The sequence below is a fragment of the Lysobacter antibioticus genome, from assembly GCF_001442535.1.
Classification (GTDB): Bacteria; Pseudomonadota; Gammaproteobacteria; order Xanthomonadales; family Xanthomonadaceae; genus Lysobacter; species Lysobacter antibioticus.
The window spans coordinates 2,847,019-2,864,259 of record NZ_CP013141.1 but is presented as its reverse complement, the minus strand read 5'-3'; the positions used below and the strand labels follow the sequence as shown (position 1 = coordinate 2,864,259).

Sequence of the window (17,241 nt, the reverse complement as noted above, 5' to 3'; positions counted from 1 at the left end):
AGGTAAGGAATCCGGTGTCGATGCATCGGCCCCCGCTACTTGCGGAGCCGACCGGCGCTCCTCGTCCGTAAGCCGGTCGCGACCCAATCCCCACCAGACTGCCCCCCCGACCACGAGCGATACCAAGCTTCCAATCAGGACCTTGCCTCTCCAGCCATCCCTTGCGCGTCGCTCCATACCCATCCAGGCCTCTCGCAATCCGCGGCGTCACCCGCAACCGGTTTCGCTTGCCGTACGGTCGTCGCTCGAAGGCGCAGGCAGCATGGCCGACCGAGTTTGCCATAGCCGCGAGCCGCGATGGCGCGCTTGGGTCTGTCGCGCGACACCGCAACCGCAACCGGAACCGGAACCGGAACCGGAACCGGAACCGGCCAACGATGTCGCGCGTCGCTGGATGAGTCGCCAGCGAACGCAGCGCGCAATGCAATCCGCAGCGCGAACCAGGTCGGTCCGCCTATTTCGTCACCACGAAGCTGGTTTGATCGACACCCGTGTTGCCGGTCTTCGGGTCGTAGGCATAGACGGTGATGTGATAGTTCCCCGGGGCATCGGGCTTCAACAGCGCCTGGAAGGTATTCATCGTTGCCTGCATATGCAGCGGTATTGTTTCATAGGGACGGCCGTCCTTCTCGACGATCGCGGCCACTTCCATAGTCTTGCCGTCCCAGGTGCCGCCTTCGGTCAGGATGCAGCCGCACATCATGACCACGTTCGCTTTGAGCTCGTAAGGCGCTTGGCTGAGCGGCGTGTACAGGTGGGTGCCCGGGCTCAGTATGTCGACGATCATGCCCGGCACTTCGACGATCAAGCCGTCGCCAACCACAGGCTTTCCGGGGACGAGCCAGAGTTGCGTCTGCGATACGGTCCTGGCCTGCTTCTTGATGTAAGGCGCCAGCACTTCGACGGTCGCAAACACCGGCCTGTCGAGTAACAGCCTGGCCTTGAATGCGGCTGCGTTCCCCGCTATCGCGCCGTAACGCGTTCGGGGCGTACTCATGATGGTCTCGGTGTCGCCGGTGCCGCCTTCGGTCAAGCCCTCCGCCAGCACTTTGTCGCTGTCCGCGTCCTTGATGCGGACCCAGGCGCCTCCGATCGACGAGCCGATGAACTTTCCGTCCCGTGCCTTCGCCCTGACGACGATGTCCGTCGCGATCGATTCCGCCTTCGCACTACCGACAGCAAGCAACACCAGTACTGCCGTACACATCAGGTAACGCATGGTTTCCCCTTGTCTAGCTCAAGCGAGCGAAGCGACGAAACGCCGTTTGATACCGCCGCGGCCGGCGAAGCGCCATCGGCTCGAATAATTGTCGGGCAAGGCGCCCAAGCAAGACGCTAGCGTCCGGACATGCCATCAAGGAAGCCAGCGAAGAACCGGCTGATGTTTGACGCCTGCGCCCACACCAACCAGAACGAAAGCAGAAAACACACGATGCGGACCTGTGCGCCGTTGGCACGGATATGCCCAAGGACTTTGTCGCGAAGAGTGAGACTCATATCCAAACCTCCTGTCGAGATAGTTCGCCCGATGCCCGACCATGGCCGAGCCGCGATGCGGCTTCGTCTTGCCCCAACGAGAGAGCCATCTCGCACCGGGCAGGCGAAGTCTATCGCCCGTCTAGACGGCCGGCCAGAGAACCACCCCCGAAAATCGAACCAGGGCATCGAACTGCTATCGTTCGGCCATCAGATCGCCGACGCCCCAGGGCCTTAGAAGCATGACGTTAGACGAGTACAACCGACTGAGGGCGCCGTCCGATACCACCCCGCTGTTTTCCTGTGGCGCCATCGCCTTCGGGCTCCTCGGCTTCTTTGCGCCCTCGACCACGGTCGCTGTCGCTACGATATCCGCTTCGGCCCTCATCCTGATCATCTTGGGAGTGCGAACGGTCAAGCGGCTCGGCAAAGCCGATCAGTTCCGTTGCCCGTCCTGCGCGAAGATCCCACATCAGTGGGTGGCGGCCGGCCCGTCGGACGATCGCGCTCACACCGACTATCGAACCGATTTCTGTCTTCACTGCCGGTTCGATCTTCGCCGGCCGGAAGATCCGAATGCATGACGGCCCCCGCGCGTTCGGCCTTCCGGCTTCCGCTAACGGCAAGGCTGCGTAGAAGCCTCAGCTGCGTTCGCTCACGGCCGCATCGAGGCGCCCGGAAATGCGCGGACATCGTGCAGTTCCGGATGTCGAAGACTCAGGGCATCGGGTAGAGAGCGGCCAGTGGCCGGCCGCTCTTATTGCACGACACAGGCCAGCCTTCCCGAGGGCCAGGCCGCGCCGCTGCAGATCAACGCCGCTTCATCCAGCCGCCCAGGTGAAAGCACAGCCCAATGCTCGAACTCCACCGGTACCGGCACCTGCGCACCGACTGACGAGCCGCCCTGTGCTAGCGTCGTTTCAATAGGAATTCCGGAGGCCGCCGCCGCTTCCGGGGCGCTCGCGTCGTCGCGATGGGCCGTGCTTGCAGCCACTGCCCAAACCCAGATAGGAATCAAGCGAGGCGGCTTTCAATGGAGGAACACCGCATGAAGAGATGGATTGCCAAAGGAGCCGCGCTCGCTCTTTTCGCCGGCGTGCTGGGCTCGGCTGCGCCGGTCGCAGCCGAACCGACCTACGCCTGCACCGTGGAACGGGAGGGCGAGCTATTCCAGGTGGCGTACGATCATCCGTACGATCCCGGCTCCCTGTATCAGTGCCGCGGCGCCGCATGGCGTTTGATCGGACTGTGCACCCCGGACAGGGGTTGCCCACCGGCGCCGGATCCGGGTGGACCAATCGTGGAGATGTAGGGATTCGCAGCGGCCCACGGACGATGCGATTCGAGGCGGGGCCCTGCACGGGTCCCGCTTTTTCATTTCCGCAGCCGACATCATTAGACCGTGCCGACAGGTGGCCCGCTCAGGACCGGACACGGATTGAGCGCGGCGCCTGATCGGCAACGCCTCTCAGACCTCGGCAGCCGGCTTATGCGATGTGCCCGAGAATCCGGGAGCTCTGGTCGCGAAATGGATCTCAGCCGCCTCGGCAGAGACCGGCCGCCCCATCAGATAGCCCTGCAGTTCATCGCATCCGAGGTCGCGCAGAAAAACCGCCTGCTCGGCGGTCTCCACGCCTTCGGCCGCGACCCGTAGTCCGAGATCGCGCCCCAGGGTCAGAACCGCGCGGGATATCGACGCGTCCAGAACGCTGAGTGGCAGGCCCTGCACGAAGGTCTGGTCGATCTTCAGCTTGTCCAGGACGAAATGTTTCAGATAGGCCAGGCTCGAATGTCCCGTACCGAAATCGTCCAGGGCCAGCAGAGTTCCCAAGGCCTTGAGCTTGCCCAGTTCGTCCTGCACCCGCCCCAGGTTCTCCAGCACGGTGCTTTCCGTCAACTCTATTTCGAGCATCTCGCCGGGCACGCAGAACTCAGCCAATGCGCCGCCGACCACGTGATGCAGGCCCGGTCGCCGCAATTGCTGCGGCGATACGTTGACCGCGATCGTGAAGCCCGAATGGCCGGCATCCAACCAAACGCGTATTTGCCGGCAGGCTTCGCGTATCACCCAGTTGCCGATTTCCAGCATCAAGCCCAAGCCCTCGGCGATCGGGATGAATCTTTCCGGCGCAACCTCGCCGAGCTGCGGGTTGCTCCATCGCAACAGCGACTCGAAACCGGTCAGCCGCATGTCCGAAGCCGCGAATTGCGGCTGGTACAGCAGCGTCAACTCCCCGGCCTGCACCGCCTCGCGCAACAAGCCGCCCATGACGATGCGATCCTCGATATCCTGCATGTCCACGGTCTGGAACGGGCAAACGCAATCGCGGCCCAGAATCTTCCCGCGCTCCGTGGCGGCTTGCGCACGGCGCAGAAGATCCAGGGCGACGTGCCCGTGCGCCGGGGCGCAACTCATGCCTACCGTCGCGGTCAACAGCACCCGGTAGTGGTCACTCTCGAACGGCAAGCTCAGCAGATTGCGAATGCTCTCGGCGAGCCGCGCGGCGGCCGGCTCATCGCCTCCTTGCTGGACGATCACGAACTCGTCGCTCGCGAAATGGCATACCGCGATCTGTTGGCTGGCGAGCGCCTGCAGGCGCACACCGACGGCCCGCAATACTTCATCGCCGTAGCAGTGCCCGATGGCTTCGTTGATCCCATGGAAGCGATCCAGGTCGACGAAAATCACCGTTGCGAACGTTGTCTCGTCCGCGAGCGCTCGGATCAGGCGGGGCTCGAGTATGGAGTAGCGGTCCAGGCCGGTTACGACATCATGCCGGGCATGGTCGGCCACCGCAGCGCTCAGCCGGTGCTGTTCGGTGAGATCGCGGATGAAGGCGGTGAAATACGGCGTCGCCCCACCCTCGCTCCGCGTCACGGTCAGCTCGATAGGGAACCTCTCGCCGCCTGCACGGATGGCGACCAGCTCCAGCCTCCGGTCCAGGAGGGTTGCGACCCCGGTCATCAGATGACGACGAAATCCCTGCCGATGACGGGCGCGCACCTCCGTCGGGATGACGACTTCGGCGACATCGAGTCCCATGACTTGCTCGCGCCTCCAGCGGAACACCCGCTCGGCGGCCGGATTGAATTCCTTGATGTGACCGAGCTCGTCGATAACGATGATCGCATCGAGAGCCGACTGCACTACGGCTCGATATCTCGCGCCGCTCCCTGGCGGATCGGCGACGTCATGGATCGTTGCGTCGTGGATCGTTGCGTCGTGCATCGAACGCCCCCTCTTAGGGGCGAAGCTCCCCGCGATGCCAAGCACCGCTGCGACCACGTATACGCCGAAGCGGGTGACGGCAGGCGAATCGGACGATGATCTGCACGCGGCGGTTCACCGTAATGCCTGCTTCTGCGCTGCAATCGCCTTCGGACCGACAAAGGCAGGGAGAATCCCATCGCACTTACCGGCGCGGATTCCGGACCAGAGGCAACAAGAGCCACCATGCCTTCACGGAACCGTTCGTCGGGGGTGCCAAAGAACGGCCGCCCGGTTCACACAACTGTCGGGAAACGACGACCAGCGCGCCGGCATTCGCTTGCCGACCAGGCTGCGCTCAAGCCAGATCCACGCCGTCGCTCGTCTTATCCCGACCGCTGCAACAGCAGGACATTCGACCCACTCCGGCCCCGAATGGGGAACCCGCGCTGTCCAAGACGGGCTTCGACCACTCGCCCGCGACGATCTGGTGCAGGACGATTGGGTGCAGGACGGCTTGACGCTGGACGGCTCGACGCACGACGGCGAGCGCTCGCCTCGAGGGATGCGAAGCCGCCCGCGGGCGCTGGGCGGCTTCGCAGTATCGCGAGCGCTGCGCGCTACATGATGCAGCCCGCGTAGGCCTTCGACCGGATCGTCATGATGCCCCAGCCCGGATCTCCGCATCCGGCCGGCTGCCGTATGCCGACCACGGTACCGGCTGCGTCGTAGTAAACGACGGAGCAATAACAGCCGGCGGAAGCGGTTGCCGCGCCGGTGCCGGCGGAGACCGCCAGCAGGGCTCCCAATACGATCAACTTGATGTTGCGCATCGTCATCCTCTCCTTGGCTTGCGACAGATTGTCGCAGGGGCAAGATACGCCGAGGGCTGCGGCGGGCCGTGTCCAGCATCGCGAATTCGAAACCGCGAGTCCGTCGATTCGCTGTTGAAACATGCAGCGGCCTTGCCGTGGAGCGACCGCGTTCCTTGGCGCGCGCAAGCGTTGGGGCGAAGGCGAAACCCACGATGACGACGACAACGGGACCTTGCACTAGCGCGTCGACGACGATTCCTGCTTTCCGCAGATCCAACCCGACCCGCCGCGACAATCCACTCATAACCTGGCCTTCGCCTGCCCTTGAGCAGCGCCAGTGCGATCAAGCGCCCGGCCCTCGCAAGCGCAAGCAGACTGACGGGTCCGTGCCGCCTGTGGAGCCCGCGATTGATCAGACCGCCTGCGGGAGGAGTCCTCAATGGTCAGGCGGCACTTGCGGCAGTCAATGCCGCCACAGCCGCCAACGCAACCCAGCCTGGGTGCCGCCCTTTCGTGCCGACGAGCACGAGAACCGCTCCGCCAAGATAGGCGAACACGATCGCGCTGATAGCGAGCTGTGCGGACATCGGGCGGCCGAGCGCCAACTGCAACAGAACGCCCGCGAACGCCCAGCCGAACAAGGTGGCGAGGTGCCACGTGGCCCAGATGATTCTGACGTTGCGCACACGCAGCGGTGGTGCAGCCAATGCCGGCACCAGGCTGCCATTGCGGAGATGTCGAAAGATGAGAATTTCACCCAGCACCGAGTGCGTCAGACCGGTTACTACCGCAAGAATTGCTGCGATCAAGTACGGGATCTGCATACGAATCATCCTTGAAGGTAGGCGTTAAGTTCGGCGTTCCGGCCAGCGCCCGAATCAGGTCGAGCCGGGACGCGGTTCGGCTTGAATGGACGGTCAGGCCTCACGGCCGCTGCGACACAATTGGTAACCCGGAATATTCTGACCGAGATGGATGTCGCGCGTGATGTGCCAGACGCCTTTGTGGCGCAACGGCGTGCCGATGCCGGCTCCGCCGCGCTTGGGCCTGCTGGCGACCTCCGCCCTGGTCAGAAGCGGGTCGTCCAGAAACATGATGTCATCGATGTAGTAGGTCGAGCAGCCACGCTCGAGCACATGCATGTGGATATGCTGCGGAGTGTCCCTGCTTGGATAGCTGCCGGGACGGATAGTGTCGAATGCGTAGCGGCCTTTCGCGTCGCTTTGCGCCCAGGCACGCAGCGCACCGTGCCGATGCGAGACGCGAGCGCCCGATGGCTCCGGGTAGACCCCGTCGCTGTTGGTCTGATAGGCGTAAACAATGACGCCGGGCCGCGGCTTGCCCCCTTGATCGAGCACGCGGCCTGTTACCAGCATCGGCTGGCCCGACTCCGGGAGCGGCGCGATACGAGCGCGTGAACCGAACTCATCAGGCAGCCCATCGAAGACCGCATCGCAGCCCTCGCAAGGCAGGCCAACGATCGGCTCACGCGCCTGTGCAGACGCGGAAGCGGCAGCAAGGCATAAGAAGAGAGCGAGACACAAGCTGCGCATGATGGTCTCCTGCAGGCTGATGCCCGAGTTAAGCCGAGCGCGAGGCGGCATCGGCCTGGATGAATCGCTAGCGGGGAAACACGCGCCAGTGCAGCACATGAGTCCCCTCCCTTTGCACAGCAACGGCCTCCAGCATGGGCCCACCCAGGCCGGGCGGACACTCATAGAAGTCATAGGCCGCGGTGAGGTCCTGCCCGGAGGGAATCCAGGGACGATCGAACGCGGGCGCCGAAAACTCGCCACCTTCCGTCGGTCGACACGGCGCCGGCGGTCGCCACCCAGAGCGTTCCAGGGTGAACGAAAGCGCGCTTTGGTTCGTGTCCACGTCATGGACTTCTTGGAGGTTCTTGGCCGTGGCCGGCACCCACGCAGGAACCCAGCCCCTCCTTACCGCGCCACTCGCTACGGCATCCGAGGTCGCCGGGTAACCGGCATCCCTTACGTCATCGGTGCAGCCCGCCAGCAGCATGCCGACCAGGACCCACGTTGCCGGACGCAAAACGCTTTCCATGCTCGCCAGCTCCGTAATTAAGCCGAGGCACGAAGCGGCTTCGGCTCGAATAAGCAGTAGCGCCCATGCTACTCGACTGAGATCGCGGCGGTATCCGCCAGCCCACGGCCGGCGAGGCAGGGCAGTACCGGATCCAAGTCAGGCAGACGTCCGCCGTTGCCCGGGCGGATACCCCTCGATGGCTGAGTGGACCGAATCCGGAAGCGGCCTGCATTGGGATAAACCATCACGCGCCTCAGGACATCAAGCCGACAGGGCTCACCCCTGGAACGACACGTCAGGGCCTGCCTCATCGAGACTGAAAAAAATTTTCGGGAGAATGTCGTTTTGACCCTCCCCCGTTCGACGTAGTAATGAAAGCCCACCCCGGGCATCAAAGGAGAATGCAATGAAGATCACCATCGAGACGGTCGTCAACGCCAAGCTGGACAAGGTCTGGACCGCCTGGAACACCCCCGAAGACATCAAGCAGTGGAATACCGCGCAAGACGACTGGCATACCACGCGCAGCACCGTCGACCTGCGCGAAGGCGGTCGATTCCTGTCGCGCATGGAAGCCAAGGATGGCAGTTTCGGCTTCGACTTCGAGGGCACCTACACCCGTATCGAGCCTTACCGGGCCATCGCCTATCGCATGGACGACGGGCGCGAAGTCCAGTCCGAGTTCATCGATGGCCCCGACGGCGTCCGGGTGAAATCCACGTTCGATGCGGAGTCGGAGAACCCGGCCGAGATGCAACGCGCCGGCTGGCAGGCCATCCTCGACAACTTCGGACGCTACGTCGAAGCGAAGGCCTGAGGTCTGCGCTGGAGCGCAGCGCCGCCTCTTCGGGCAGGTAGTCCGAAGAACAAGGCCACCACCGCCGTAGCCGCCGAACTTCCGCGGCTACGCCATCGCGCGGATGGAACCCGCGCGGTGCCGGCAGTGACACCGCCCGGCCGCCGCTGATGCACTCGCCGCGGTGATGGCATCCGCGGGCTTCCAGGCGGCGGCTCAAGCCACTCGGTCCTGAGTTCGCACCTAGCAAGAGGGCGCCCATATGCGCCCTCCCCTCCATCATTCAACCCCGGGCCGATCGCGACCAGGAGGTCCCCATGCCTACGAGAGAAGAACTGGTCGAGCATCTTTGGCGGGAGATCATCAATCCGTTCGAAGACCCTTCCACGCTCGACAACATCATCGCCAACTGCAGGCGTCGACCCGACGCCACCTTCGCCGAGGCCGGCCCGGCCATCGAGCGGGCGCTGGCCGCCGGCGTTTCCGCCGCCGATCTGTGTTTGCTCTATCGCAGCGCCACCTACGAAGCGGTCTTCGGAACGCTGTACGCCATCGGCGATCCGGGCGTCGACGACAACGACGTCTTCGGGCTATACGAAGACCTGAGCTCTGCGCCGAATGCCAGATGGTAGTGGAGTCGTGGCCTGAATCGGATTCACCCGCCCGGGCTCGACCAGGCGCGTAGAGCTCTGTGCAAGCCCGGCGACGAAGCGAGCTCACGCACCCGGCGTACGGACTCATCGCCCGCATACGGCGATGGCGCGATCGAGTGAAACCTCATCAGGGGCCTCAGCTCGCTTATGAATATCCGTGCACTTCCAAGCCGAGGACATGCTGAAGCACAATGGGGCGCTATTCGAAGGCCGCCGGCTGTCGATCCCGGATCGCTGCTCGACCGTGAGCCGATCGCCGGTCGGAACCTGCCGCCCCGCAAGCGGCGAACAAGGTTCCGGCGATGACGTCGGCCATCCCTCCAAGCTTCCGCCTCGGAAAACGACGATGCCCTACCGACCGAACCTTCTGTGCCTCGGATTGACCCTCGCGCTGGCCGCCGGCCTGACCGCGTGCAAGCCGGCTCCGACCGACACCGCTTCCACTCCCACCCAGGCGAAGACCGCCGCGGCACCGAAATCCGGCATCGACCTGGCCGGCCTGGACAAGGCGGTGAGGCCCGGCGACGACTTCGAAGCGTTCGCCAACGGCGGTTGGCGCAAGACCTTCGAGATCCCCGCGGACCGCTCCAACTATGGCGCCTTCACCGTGCTGTTGGAGACCGCCGAACGACGCAACGCCGCGCTGATCGCAGAGCTCGCCGCCGGCAAACCGGCGCCCGGCAGCGACGCCCGCCGCATCGCCGATTTCCACACCGCCTACCTGGACGAGGCCGGCATCGAGAAGCACGGCCTGCAGGCGCTGCAACCGCAGTTGGATGCGGTCGGGGCGATCGCCTCGCCCGGCGACCTGTCGCGTGTGCTCGGCGCCAGCGTGCGCGCCGATACCGACCCGCTCAACGCCACCAACTTCCACACCGCCAATCTGTTCGGCGTGTTCGTCGCCCAGGGCCTGCAGGAGCGGGCTTATGTCGCCACCCTGATGCAGGGTGGCCTGGGCATGCCCGACCGCGAGTACTACCTGTCCGCCGACAAGGAGATGGCGGACGCGCGCAAGGCCTACGAAACCTACGTGGCCGCGTTGTTGAAGCAGGCCGGCATCGCCGATGCCGAGACCAAGGCCAAGTCGATCCTCGCCCTGGAAACCAAGATCGCGAAGGCGCATGCGCCGGTGGTCGATTCGCAGAACGTGCACAAAGCCAACAATGTCTGGGAAACGTCCGCATTCGCGGAACGCGCCCCCGGCATGGATTGGAACGCGTTCTTCGCCGCGGCCGGACTGGCCGCGCAGCCGAAGATCGTCGCCTGGCAGCCGGGCGCGATCGCCGGCATCGCCGCCCTGGTAGGCAGCGAACCCCTACCCGTATGGAAGGACTACCTCGCGTTCCACGCGCTCAACCATGCCGCCTGGAACGAGGCCCTGCGCGGCCCCGGCGAACTGCCTAAGGCTTACATCGACCTCGCTTTCGGCTTCCACGGCACCACCCTCGCCGGCACGCCTCAGGCGCGGGCGCGCGCCAAGCGCGCGCTCGACGCGACCAGCCACTCGCTCGGCGACGCGGTCGGCAAGCTGTATGCCGAGAAATATTTCCCGGCTTCGTCGAAGGCGAAGGTCGAGGAGATGGTGAACAACATCCTCGCCGCATTCGACGAACGGGTGGACTCGCTCGCCTGGATGACGCCGCAGACCAAGGCCAAGGCTCGCGAGAAGGCGAAGTCGATGCGCGTGAGCGTCGGCTACCCGGAGCGTTGGCGCGACTACGCCAAGCTCGAGATCCGCCCCGACGATGCCCTGGGTAACCGCCTGCGCGCAGAGCTGCACGAATACCGGCACCAACTCGGCAAGCTCGGCCAGCCGGTCGACAGCGGCGAATGGTGGATGACGCCGCAAACGGTCAACGCGGTGCAGTTGCCGTTGCAGAACGCGATGAACTTCCCCGCGGCGATCCTCGACAAGCCGTTCTTCGATCCCGAGGCGGACCCGGCCGCGAACTACGGCTCGATCGGCGCGGTCATCGGCCACGAGATCAGCCACGGATTCGACGACACCGGCGCGGAGTTCGACGCGCAGGGCCGCCTGGCCAACTGGTGGACCCCGTCGGACACGCAACATTTCCAGGAAGCGACCAAGAAGCTCGCCGCCCAGTACAGCGCCTACGAGCCGCTGCCGGGCCTGCACGTCAACGGCAAGCAGACCTCGGGCGAAAACATCGCCGACGTGTCGGGCCTGACCATCGCCTACATGGCCTACCGCAAGTCGCTCGGCGACAAGCCGGCGCCGGTCATCGACGGCCTGAGCGGCGACCAGCGCTTCTTCCTCGCCTATGCCCAGACCTGGCGCGGCAAGATCCGCGATGCCGCGTTGCGCCAGCGCCTGCTCACCGACGGCCACGCACCGGCGGCGCAGCGCGCACAGACCGTGCGCAATATCGACGCATGGTACGACGCCTGGGATGCGAAGCCGGGCGAGAAGCTGTACCTGGCGCCGGCCGAGCGCATCAAGATCTGGTAACGGTCGCCATACGGCCTTCGTGCACTTTCGGACTTAGGAAGTGCACGAAGCTCGCCGATCTCGATGCGTCCGGTTAAGCCGGCCGCTCGTGGAGCCTTCCGCGCGGCCGCGACCGTTCGCGACCCGATTCCGAAGATTTCGCTTCGCGCTTGCCGCATCGCTATCGGGCATCTCGCCGCTCGCAATTACGAAGACGCCGGAGCCGAAGTCAACGGCCGCGTCTGCCGGTTCGCGCAGGGCATCGAGAAGACGCTGAAGGGCCGACTGGCCATCGCCATCCAGTGCAAGCGGTCGCTCCACCCGCTGCGGCAATAGCCAATGCGAGATGGCTGAAGCGAGTAATGCCAAGACGCGATTGCACCGCTGCGCCGCGATCCGAGCCGCACGCAGCGGGCGAGGCGACGCTTCGCGACCCGGCAGATCATGGGGCCGCCACGAAGTTCCCGACGAGCGGCGCCTTTCGTGCCATCTGACGCATTCGTAAAGCGATAGAGCGTTCGCGCAGTTCGCGATAAGCGCTCGGCTAGCGCGCATGCGGCCATATCGGCTTTCCATGCCCCTCGAAGGTTCCGAACAGCCCAACACCCAGGATCTCGCGGCGGAGGGGCAGGTCCTCGCTTCGATCCCATCGACGTCGAAACCTGTCGCCCCTCCCTTCGTTGGCCGGATCGCCGGTGCCGCACCGAACCGGTCGGCCAGCCGCCGGGTCTCGCCGGCCACCCGCTTGGCCCCGCTTCGATCCAACGCCACCGCGGGCAACTTCCCGAGCCGCGACGAACAGCCAGAAAACGCCTTAAAATCAAGGCATGTTCGTGCCTTTCACCTTGACATCGGCGCGAGCCACCCCGCAATCTGGCAACGACGATGCGAGCCCAGGACGGCTCACTCGAACTAGCGAACAGACGACGTGGAGCGGGTCGCCCGCGTTGCCTTGGAAGGTTGAATGCGACGGTTCCTGCTCGGTCCGATCATCGCGCTGTGCATGGCAGGGGCAATGCCCGGCCTTGGCCTGGCGTCGGGCAGCGCACCGCTCCCTCCAGTCAAGATGGTGTCGGCCGGCGAACCGGAGTTCGAATACTTCGACCGCACCCACGGCCTTCAGAGCACGCAGCTGTTCGACATACGCAGCGATCCGCACGGCTTCATCTGGCTCGGAGGCGATCGCGGCATTCATCGCTTCGACGGTCACACCTTCTTCGATCTCGATAGGGACCCCACTCGTCCGGATACTCTCGAGAGTCGCTTCAACTACCTGTTGGCGCCCTCCAACGATGCGGTCTGGATCGTTGCGCCCAACACGACGCTGCAAGTTCTCGATGCGAGCACCGGCAAGCTGACCAAGCTCGCCGTGCGCGGCGCCCGGTTGAACGACATCGAATGGCTGGAGGCCGACGCGCAAGGCCGATTCTGGTATCTCAACCCGGATGGGGTTGTGCGCGTGGAGCGCAGCGGCGCCGCCACGCGCGTCGGACCGCCCGGCCTGGCGATGACGCTCAGTCCCGAGCGATCGCGAGTGTTCGTGATCTACCCCGAGCGCGCGATCGCGATCGACACGGCGGCCCCTTCGAAGATCGCGCAGTCGCTCGCGCTCCCCAAACAGTTCCAAGGCCCGGTCAATGCGATGACCGCCGACGCGGACGGCCTGTGGGTCGCGGTCGACCGGGGCATTTGGCGCATCCATTGGGCATCGGGCTCCGCCCAGTTCGTGCAGATGCCGGTACCGATGTCCCTCACCACCGGGCTGGTCCGCGCGAACGACGGCGCACTCTGGTTCGGCGGCTATGACAGCGGACTGTATCGGTACGATCCGGAGCGAGGCACGCTGTCGGTCGCGCACCACGACCCGAACGACCTGCGCAGCCTGCGCCCGGGCTCGATCACCGGAATCACCCTGGATCGAAGCAACAACCTGTGGGTGGCCATGGGTGGCGCCGGGCTGGCACGCCTGCGCCTGAGCCAGACGCCTCCGGCCCACTACCGCATCAAGGGCGGCCTGAAGATCTGCTCGCTGGGCGAGATCGACCGGCGCAGATTAGTCATGGGGCTTTGCCCGGGAGGCATCGTCGAAGTCGACCGGCAAACCGGAGAGCAACGGCCGCTGGCGGCTTCGATCCCGTTGCCGGACCGGTCGCGCGCCATCATCAGCGACAAGGAAGGCGGTTTGTGGATCAGCAGCCTTCGCGAAGGACTGCTGCATTGGCGCCCCGATGGATCCACCAGCCGGTACTTTCTCAAGGGCAGGGAGAACCGCCACCTGTTTATCAGCGGCATCTATGTCGATGATCGCAAACGCGTCTGGGTGTCGCATCTGCGCGGCCTCGCACTACTCGACCGCGAAGCGCAGGAGCTGCGCAGTGTCGGAGGCGACCGGTTCTACATCGTCAACGACGTTTCGGGAGGGCCGAATGGGTCGCTCTGGCTCGGCACCGTCAACGGCCTGGTCAACTTCCACCCCGATACGGGTCGGATACGCCGCTTCGAGCACAAGCCCAACGACCCCACCACGCTGTCGGACAACGATGTGGTGCAGGCCTATACCGACAAGGACGGGCGCTTGTGGGTCGCGACTCGCGCGGGTCTGAATCGGCTGTTCACCGGCCGCGACGGCCGCCCGGCGTTCAAGCGTTACGGCCTCACCGAAGGGTTGCCCGACATCACCGCCTCGGCGGTCGCCAACGACGCTCAAGGCGGGCTATGGGTCGGCACCTATCGCGGCATCGCGCGCTGGGACCCGCAGACCGATCGCTTTCAGAGCTACCTGCCCGCGGACGGCATTCCCGACAGCGACATCTATCCGAAAGCGATGCTGCGCAGTGCGGATGGAAGCCTGTACCTGGGCACCTGGACCGGCCTGTGGCGGATCGACCCGCAGACGATACGCCTTGCGGCCCCCGTGCCGGTGGTGCTGAGCAGCTACGAAGTGGGGGGCCGCGCAACCATCAATCTTCAAGGCAGGAACCTGTCGCCGATCAAGGCCCAGTACAGCGACAGCCATGTGGCCTTCCGCATCGCCGTACTGGGCGATGCGCGTCGTCTGTCTTATCGCCTCGATGGCCTCGAGGACGGCTGGCACGACATGCCCAGCGACCTAAGAGTCAGCTTTTACCGACTTCCGCCGGGCCACTATAGGCTGCAGATCCGCCAGTTGCAGCGAGACGGCCGCTGGGGTCGGCCCGAACTCTCGCTGCCGATCGAAATCACTCCGCCGCTATGGCGCACGCGATGGGCCTACCTGCTCTATTCCATCGCGGCCATCGCGCTGCTGGTCGGCATCGGGCGCGCGTTCGTCGCATGGCGGCACCGCGCCTTGCGCGAGCAACTCAAGGAAAGCAATGCCCGCCTGTCCGTCGCCCTGCATGCGGCCGGTTTCGGGACCTGGGCCTGGGACGTAAGCACGGACGACACTGAACTCGATGTGCACGCGTCGAAGATCCTGGGCGTCCCGGCCGGCGCCCAACCGGCCGAGAACGTGTTTGCGCGCATACATCCGGACGATTTGGACCACATCCGCGATGTCATCGCCGGCGCATTGCGCGACGATGTCCCTGTCGCCTTCGAGTTCCGCCTGGCCGATGCCGACTACGACCAGCAATGCCGCTGGATAGAAGGCCATGCCGTTCCCTACCGGCGCCCGGGAAAATCCGCATATGTGATCGGCGTGAACCGCGACGCGACACAACGAAAGCGCGAACTGCTCGAGCTGGAGCAGTCCAAGCACGACGCCCAACTCGCGACCGAAGCGAAGGGCCGCTTCCTGGCGATGATGAGCCACGAGATCCGCACGCCCATCAACGGCGTGATCGGCATGGTCGAGCTGCTGTTCGAAACCCCGTTGAACCAGGAGCAGCAGCAGTTGCTGGGGGTATGCAAGGATTCCGCCTATGTGCTGCTGACCATCATCAACGACATTCTCGACTTCTCGAAGATCGAGGCGGACAAGCTCCAGCTCGATTACACCCCGCTGTCGTTGCGCCGCCTCACCGAATCCGTGGCCGAATCGCTGCGAGGCCAAGCCGCCCAGAAAGGCACCGATCTCGACGTATTCGTCGCCGCGGACGTGCCGCGCCGAGTACTCGGCGATCGCGTACGCGTCCGCCAGATCCTCACCAACCTGATCGGCAACGCGGTGAAGTTCACCGAGAAGGGAGGCGTGCGGGTGTATGTAAGCGCCTCGCACGCCGGCAACGGAAACGATGGGCGCCACCCGATCCGCTTCGACATCATCGACACCGGTATCGGCATGGACCGCCGCACGCTGGACAGTTTGTTCCAGCCCTTCCAGCAAGCCGATGCGAGCACGACCCGCCACTTCGGCGGCACCGGCCTGGGTCTGACGATCGTGCAACACCTGGCGACGTTGATGGGCGGCAGGATCGAATGCGACAGCGCGGTCGCATCGGGCAGCCGCTTCAGCGTCATCATTCCGATGGAATCGATCGGGTTTGCCGAAAGAAAAGAACACCCGTTGCCGGACGCGTACGCGCTGGCCTTGTGCGAATCGGCCGAGCGCGCGACGTTGCTGCGCGACCTGTGCGCCGATATAGGCGTTCCGATCGAGGTCTTCGCTTCGCTCGAGGAATTGCTTGGCCGGATAGATCTGGCGGAAAACACCGGGGCCGGATCCGCTCAACGTCGCTTGATCCTGCTCGATAAGGGCTACGTCGAAGACCTCGACGCCCTGCTGCGTCCGCTGCGCCGGCAGTCCACGGCGGCGCGCCTGCCGCTCATCGTGGTGCGGGCCGATTTTCAGCGAAAGATGCCTATCGACGAGCCAGGGATTACCGTGGTTTCCGGCAGTCCGCTGACCAGTGGCGCGTTGTTGCGCGGCATGCAGGAGGCGTTGGGCCTGGCCAGCCCGATCGTGCCTGCCGTCGCGGCCGAGCCCAGCGCGGACATGGCAGCACCCGGCAACCGCCAAGCCGAAGCGCAGATCCTCCTCGCCGAGGACAATGCCACCAACCGCGACGTGATCACCCGCCAGCTGCAGCGCCTGGGCTACGGCTGCGACGTGGCGACCGACGGCGAACAAGCCTGGGAACTCCTCCAGGCCCAGCCCGACCGCTATCGACTGTTGCTGACCGACTGCCACATGCCGCGCCTGGACGGCTATGACCTGACCGAACGCATCCGCCGCGCCGAAGCCGCCAGCGGACGTCCGCCCTTGAACATCGTCGCGATCACCGCGAACGCCCTGCTCGGCGAAGGCGAACGCTGCCTGGCCCTGGGCATGAATGCCTACCTCGCCAAGCCGCTGCAGATGCCGGACCTGAAACGGATACTCGAACGCATGCTGCCTCAGGTCGGAGCGCCGGCACCGGCGGCTCCCTCATCTCAATCGCCCCGGACCGGAGCGGACTTTGCCGCACTCGCACAGCTCGTCGGCAACGACGAGGCGAAGCTGCAGCGCCTACTCGGCGTTTTCGCCGACAGCACGCTGGCGGATCTCGAGCATTGGCACCGAGCCCGGGATAGCGGCGATCTCGACACCCTGCGCAAACTCGCGCACAAGCTGAAGTCGGGATACCGGCAACTCGGCGAGGACACGGCGGCCTCCGCTCTAGAAGCGCTGGAACAGCATTCCGGCGCCGCCACCGAATTCCACGCCCGGGCCGACTACGCGCTGCTCGAAATGCAACGCACGCTGGAGCGCGTGCAGGCGTATCGAAGTCGCGTAGCGTCGGAGTAGTCACGGCATAGCATTCGGCCTCCATGCCGTTGCGCTCAGCGTTCGCACGAGAAGGATGGCGTCATGCGTTTATGAGCCGCTTTGCGCGGTC

Annotated in this window: 13 protein-coding genes; 6 read left to right on the top strand and 7 right to left on the bottom strand. The window is 65.0% G+C overall.

The window, feature by feature from the left end:
• Positions 1-454: 454 nt before the first annotated feature.
• Both GLA29479_RS11535 and GLA29479_RS25255 read right to left on the bottom strand, forming a co-directional pair.
• Complete coding sequence (locus GLA29479_RS11535; protein ID WP_211265056.1) at positions 455-1,219, bottom strand: hypothetical protein; 765 nt, start codon at positions 1,217-1,219, stop codon at positions 455-457.
• Positions 1,220-1,335: 116 nt separating this feature from the next.
• Positions 1,336-1,497 (bottom strand): hypothetical protein, encoded by a 162-nt coding sequence (locus GLA29479_RS25255; RefSeq protein WP_169795648.1) that lies wholly within the window; start codon positions 1,495-1,497, stop codon positions 1,336-1,338.
• Positions 1,498-1,718: 221 nt separating this feature from the next.
• Here GLA29479_RS25255 and GLA29479_RS11530 point away from each other — a divergent pair, with 221 nt between their 5' ends.
• The gene (locus GLA29479_RS11530; RefSeq protein WP_057971665.1) at positions 1,719-2,060 is read left to right on the top strand and encodes a hypothetical protein; all 342 of its coding nucleotides are present in this window, start codon (positions 1,719-1,721) and stop codon (positions 2,058-2,060) included.
• Positions 2,061-2,944: 884 nt separating this feature from the next.
• On the opposite strand, the gene GLA29479_RS11520 is transcribed toward GLA29479_RS11530, so the two are convergent.
• The 5 genes from GLA29479_RS11520 to GLA29479_RS26235 all read right to left on the bottom strand — a co-directional run bounded on the left by GLA29479_RS11520 (position 2,945) and on the right by GLA29479_RS26235 (position 7,521).
• Positions 2,945-4,705, bottom strand: coding sequence for a putative bifunctional diguanylate cyclase/phosphodiesterase (locus tag GLA29479_RS11520; RefSeq protein WP_144436473.1), 1,761 nt, complete (start codon positions 4,703-4,705; stop codon positions 2,945-2,947).
• Between the two features lie 599 nt (positions 4,706-5,304).
• The gene (locus GLA29479_RS11515) at positions 5,305-5,517 is read right to left on the bottom strand and encodes a DUF6289 family protein (protein WP_057916470.1); all 213 of its coding nucleotides are present in this window, start codon (positions 5,515-5,517) and stop codon (positions 5,305-5,307) included.
• Between the two features lie 425 nt (positions 5,518-5,942).
• Positions 5,943-6,323: a hypothetical protein gene (locus tag GLA29479_RS11510; protein ID WP_057971662.1), complete on the bottom strand. Its 381-nt coding sequence runs from the start codon at positions 6,321-6,323 to the stop codon at positions 5,943-5,945.
• 93 nt (positions 6,324-6,416) lie between these two features.
• The gene (locus GLA29479_RS11505; RefSeq protein WP_144436472.1) at positions 6,417-7,052 is read right to left on the bottom strand and encodes a dioxygenase family protein; all 636 of its coding nucleotides are present in this window, start codon (positions 7,050-7,052) and stop codon (positions 6,417-6,419) included.
• Between the two features lie 67 nt (positions 7,053-7,119).
• A complete protein-coding gene (locus tag GLA29479_RS26235) occupies positions 7,120-7,521 on the bottom strand; it encodes a YbbD-related protein (RefSeq protein ID WP_486624444.1) in 402 nt (133 codons plus the stop codon).
• 430 nt (positions 7,522-7,951) lie between these two features.
• Here GLA29479_RS26235 and GLA29479_RS11495 point away from each other — a divergent pair, with 430 nt between their 5' ends.
• The 5 genes from GLA29479_RS11495 to GLA29479_RS11475 all read left to right on the top strand — a co-directional run bounded on the left by GLA29479_RS11495 (position 7,952) and on the right by GLA29479_RS11475 (position 17,150).
• Positions 7,952-8,362: an SRPBCC family protein gene (locus GLA29479_RS11495; RefSeq protein WP_057916466.1), complete on the top strand. Its 411-nt coding sequence runs from the start codon at positions 7,952-7,954 to the stop codon at positions 8,360-8,362.
• Positions 8,363-8,658: 296 nt separating this feature from the next.
• Complete coding sequence (locus GLA29479_RS11490) at positions 8,659-8,973, top strand: winged helix-turn-helix domain-containing protein (protein ID WP_057971659.1); 315 nt, start codon at positions 8,659-8,661, stop codon at positions 8,971-8,973.
• A 367-nt stretch (positions 8,974-9,340) separates the two neighbouring features.
• The gene (locus GLA29479_RS11485; RefSeq protein WP_082638563.1) at positions 9,341-11,464 is read left to right on the top strand and encodes a M13 family metallopeptidase; all 2,124 of its coding nucleotides are present in this window, start codon (positions 9,341-9,343) and stop codon (positions 11,462-11,464) included.
• 63 nt (positions 11,465-11,527) lie between these two features.
• Positions 11,528-11,779, top strand: a complete 252-nt coding sequence (locus tag GLA29479_RS11480) for a hypothetical protein (RefSeq protein ID WP_057971658.1) — start codon at positions 11,528-11,530, stop codon at positions 11,777-11,779.
• Between the two features lie 628 nt (positions 11,780-12,407).
• Positions 12,408-17,150: an ATP-binding protein gene (locus GLA29479_RS11475; RefSeq protein WP_082638561.1), complete on the top strand. Its 4,743-nt coding sequence runs from the start codon at positions 12,408-12,410 to the stop codon at positions 17,148-17,150.
• Positions 17,151-17,241 lie beyond the last annotated feature (91 nt).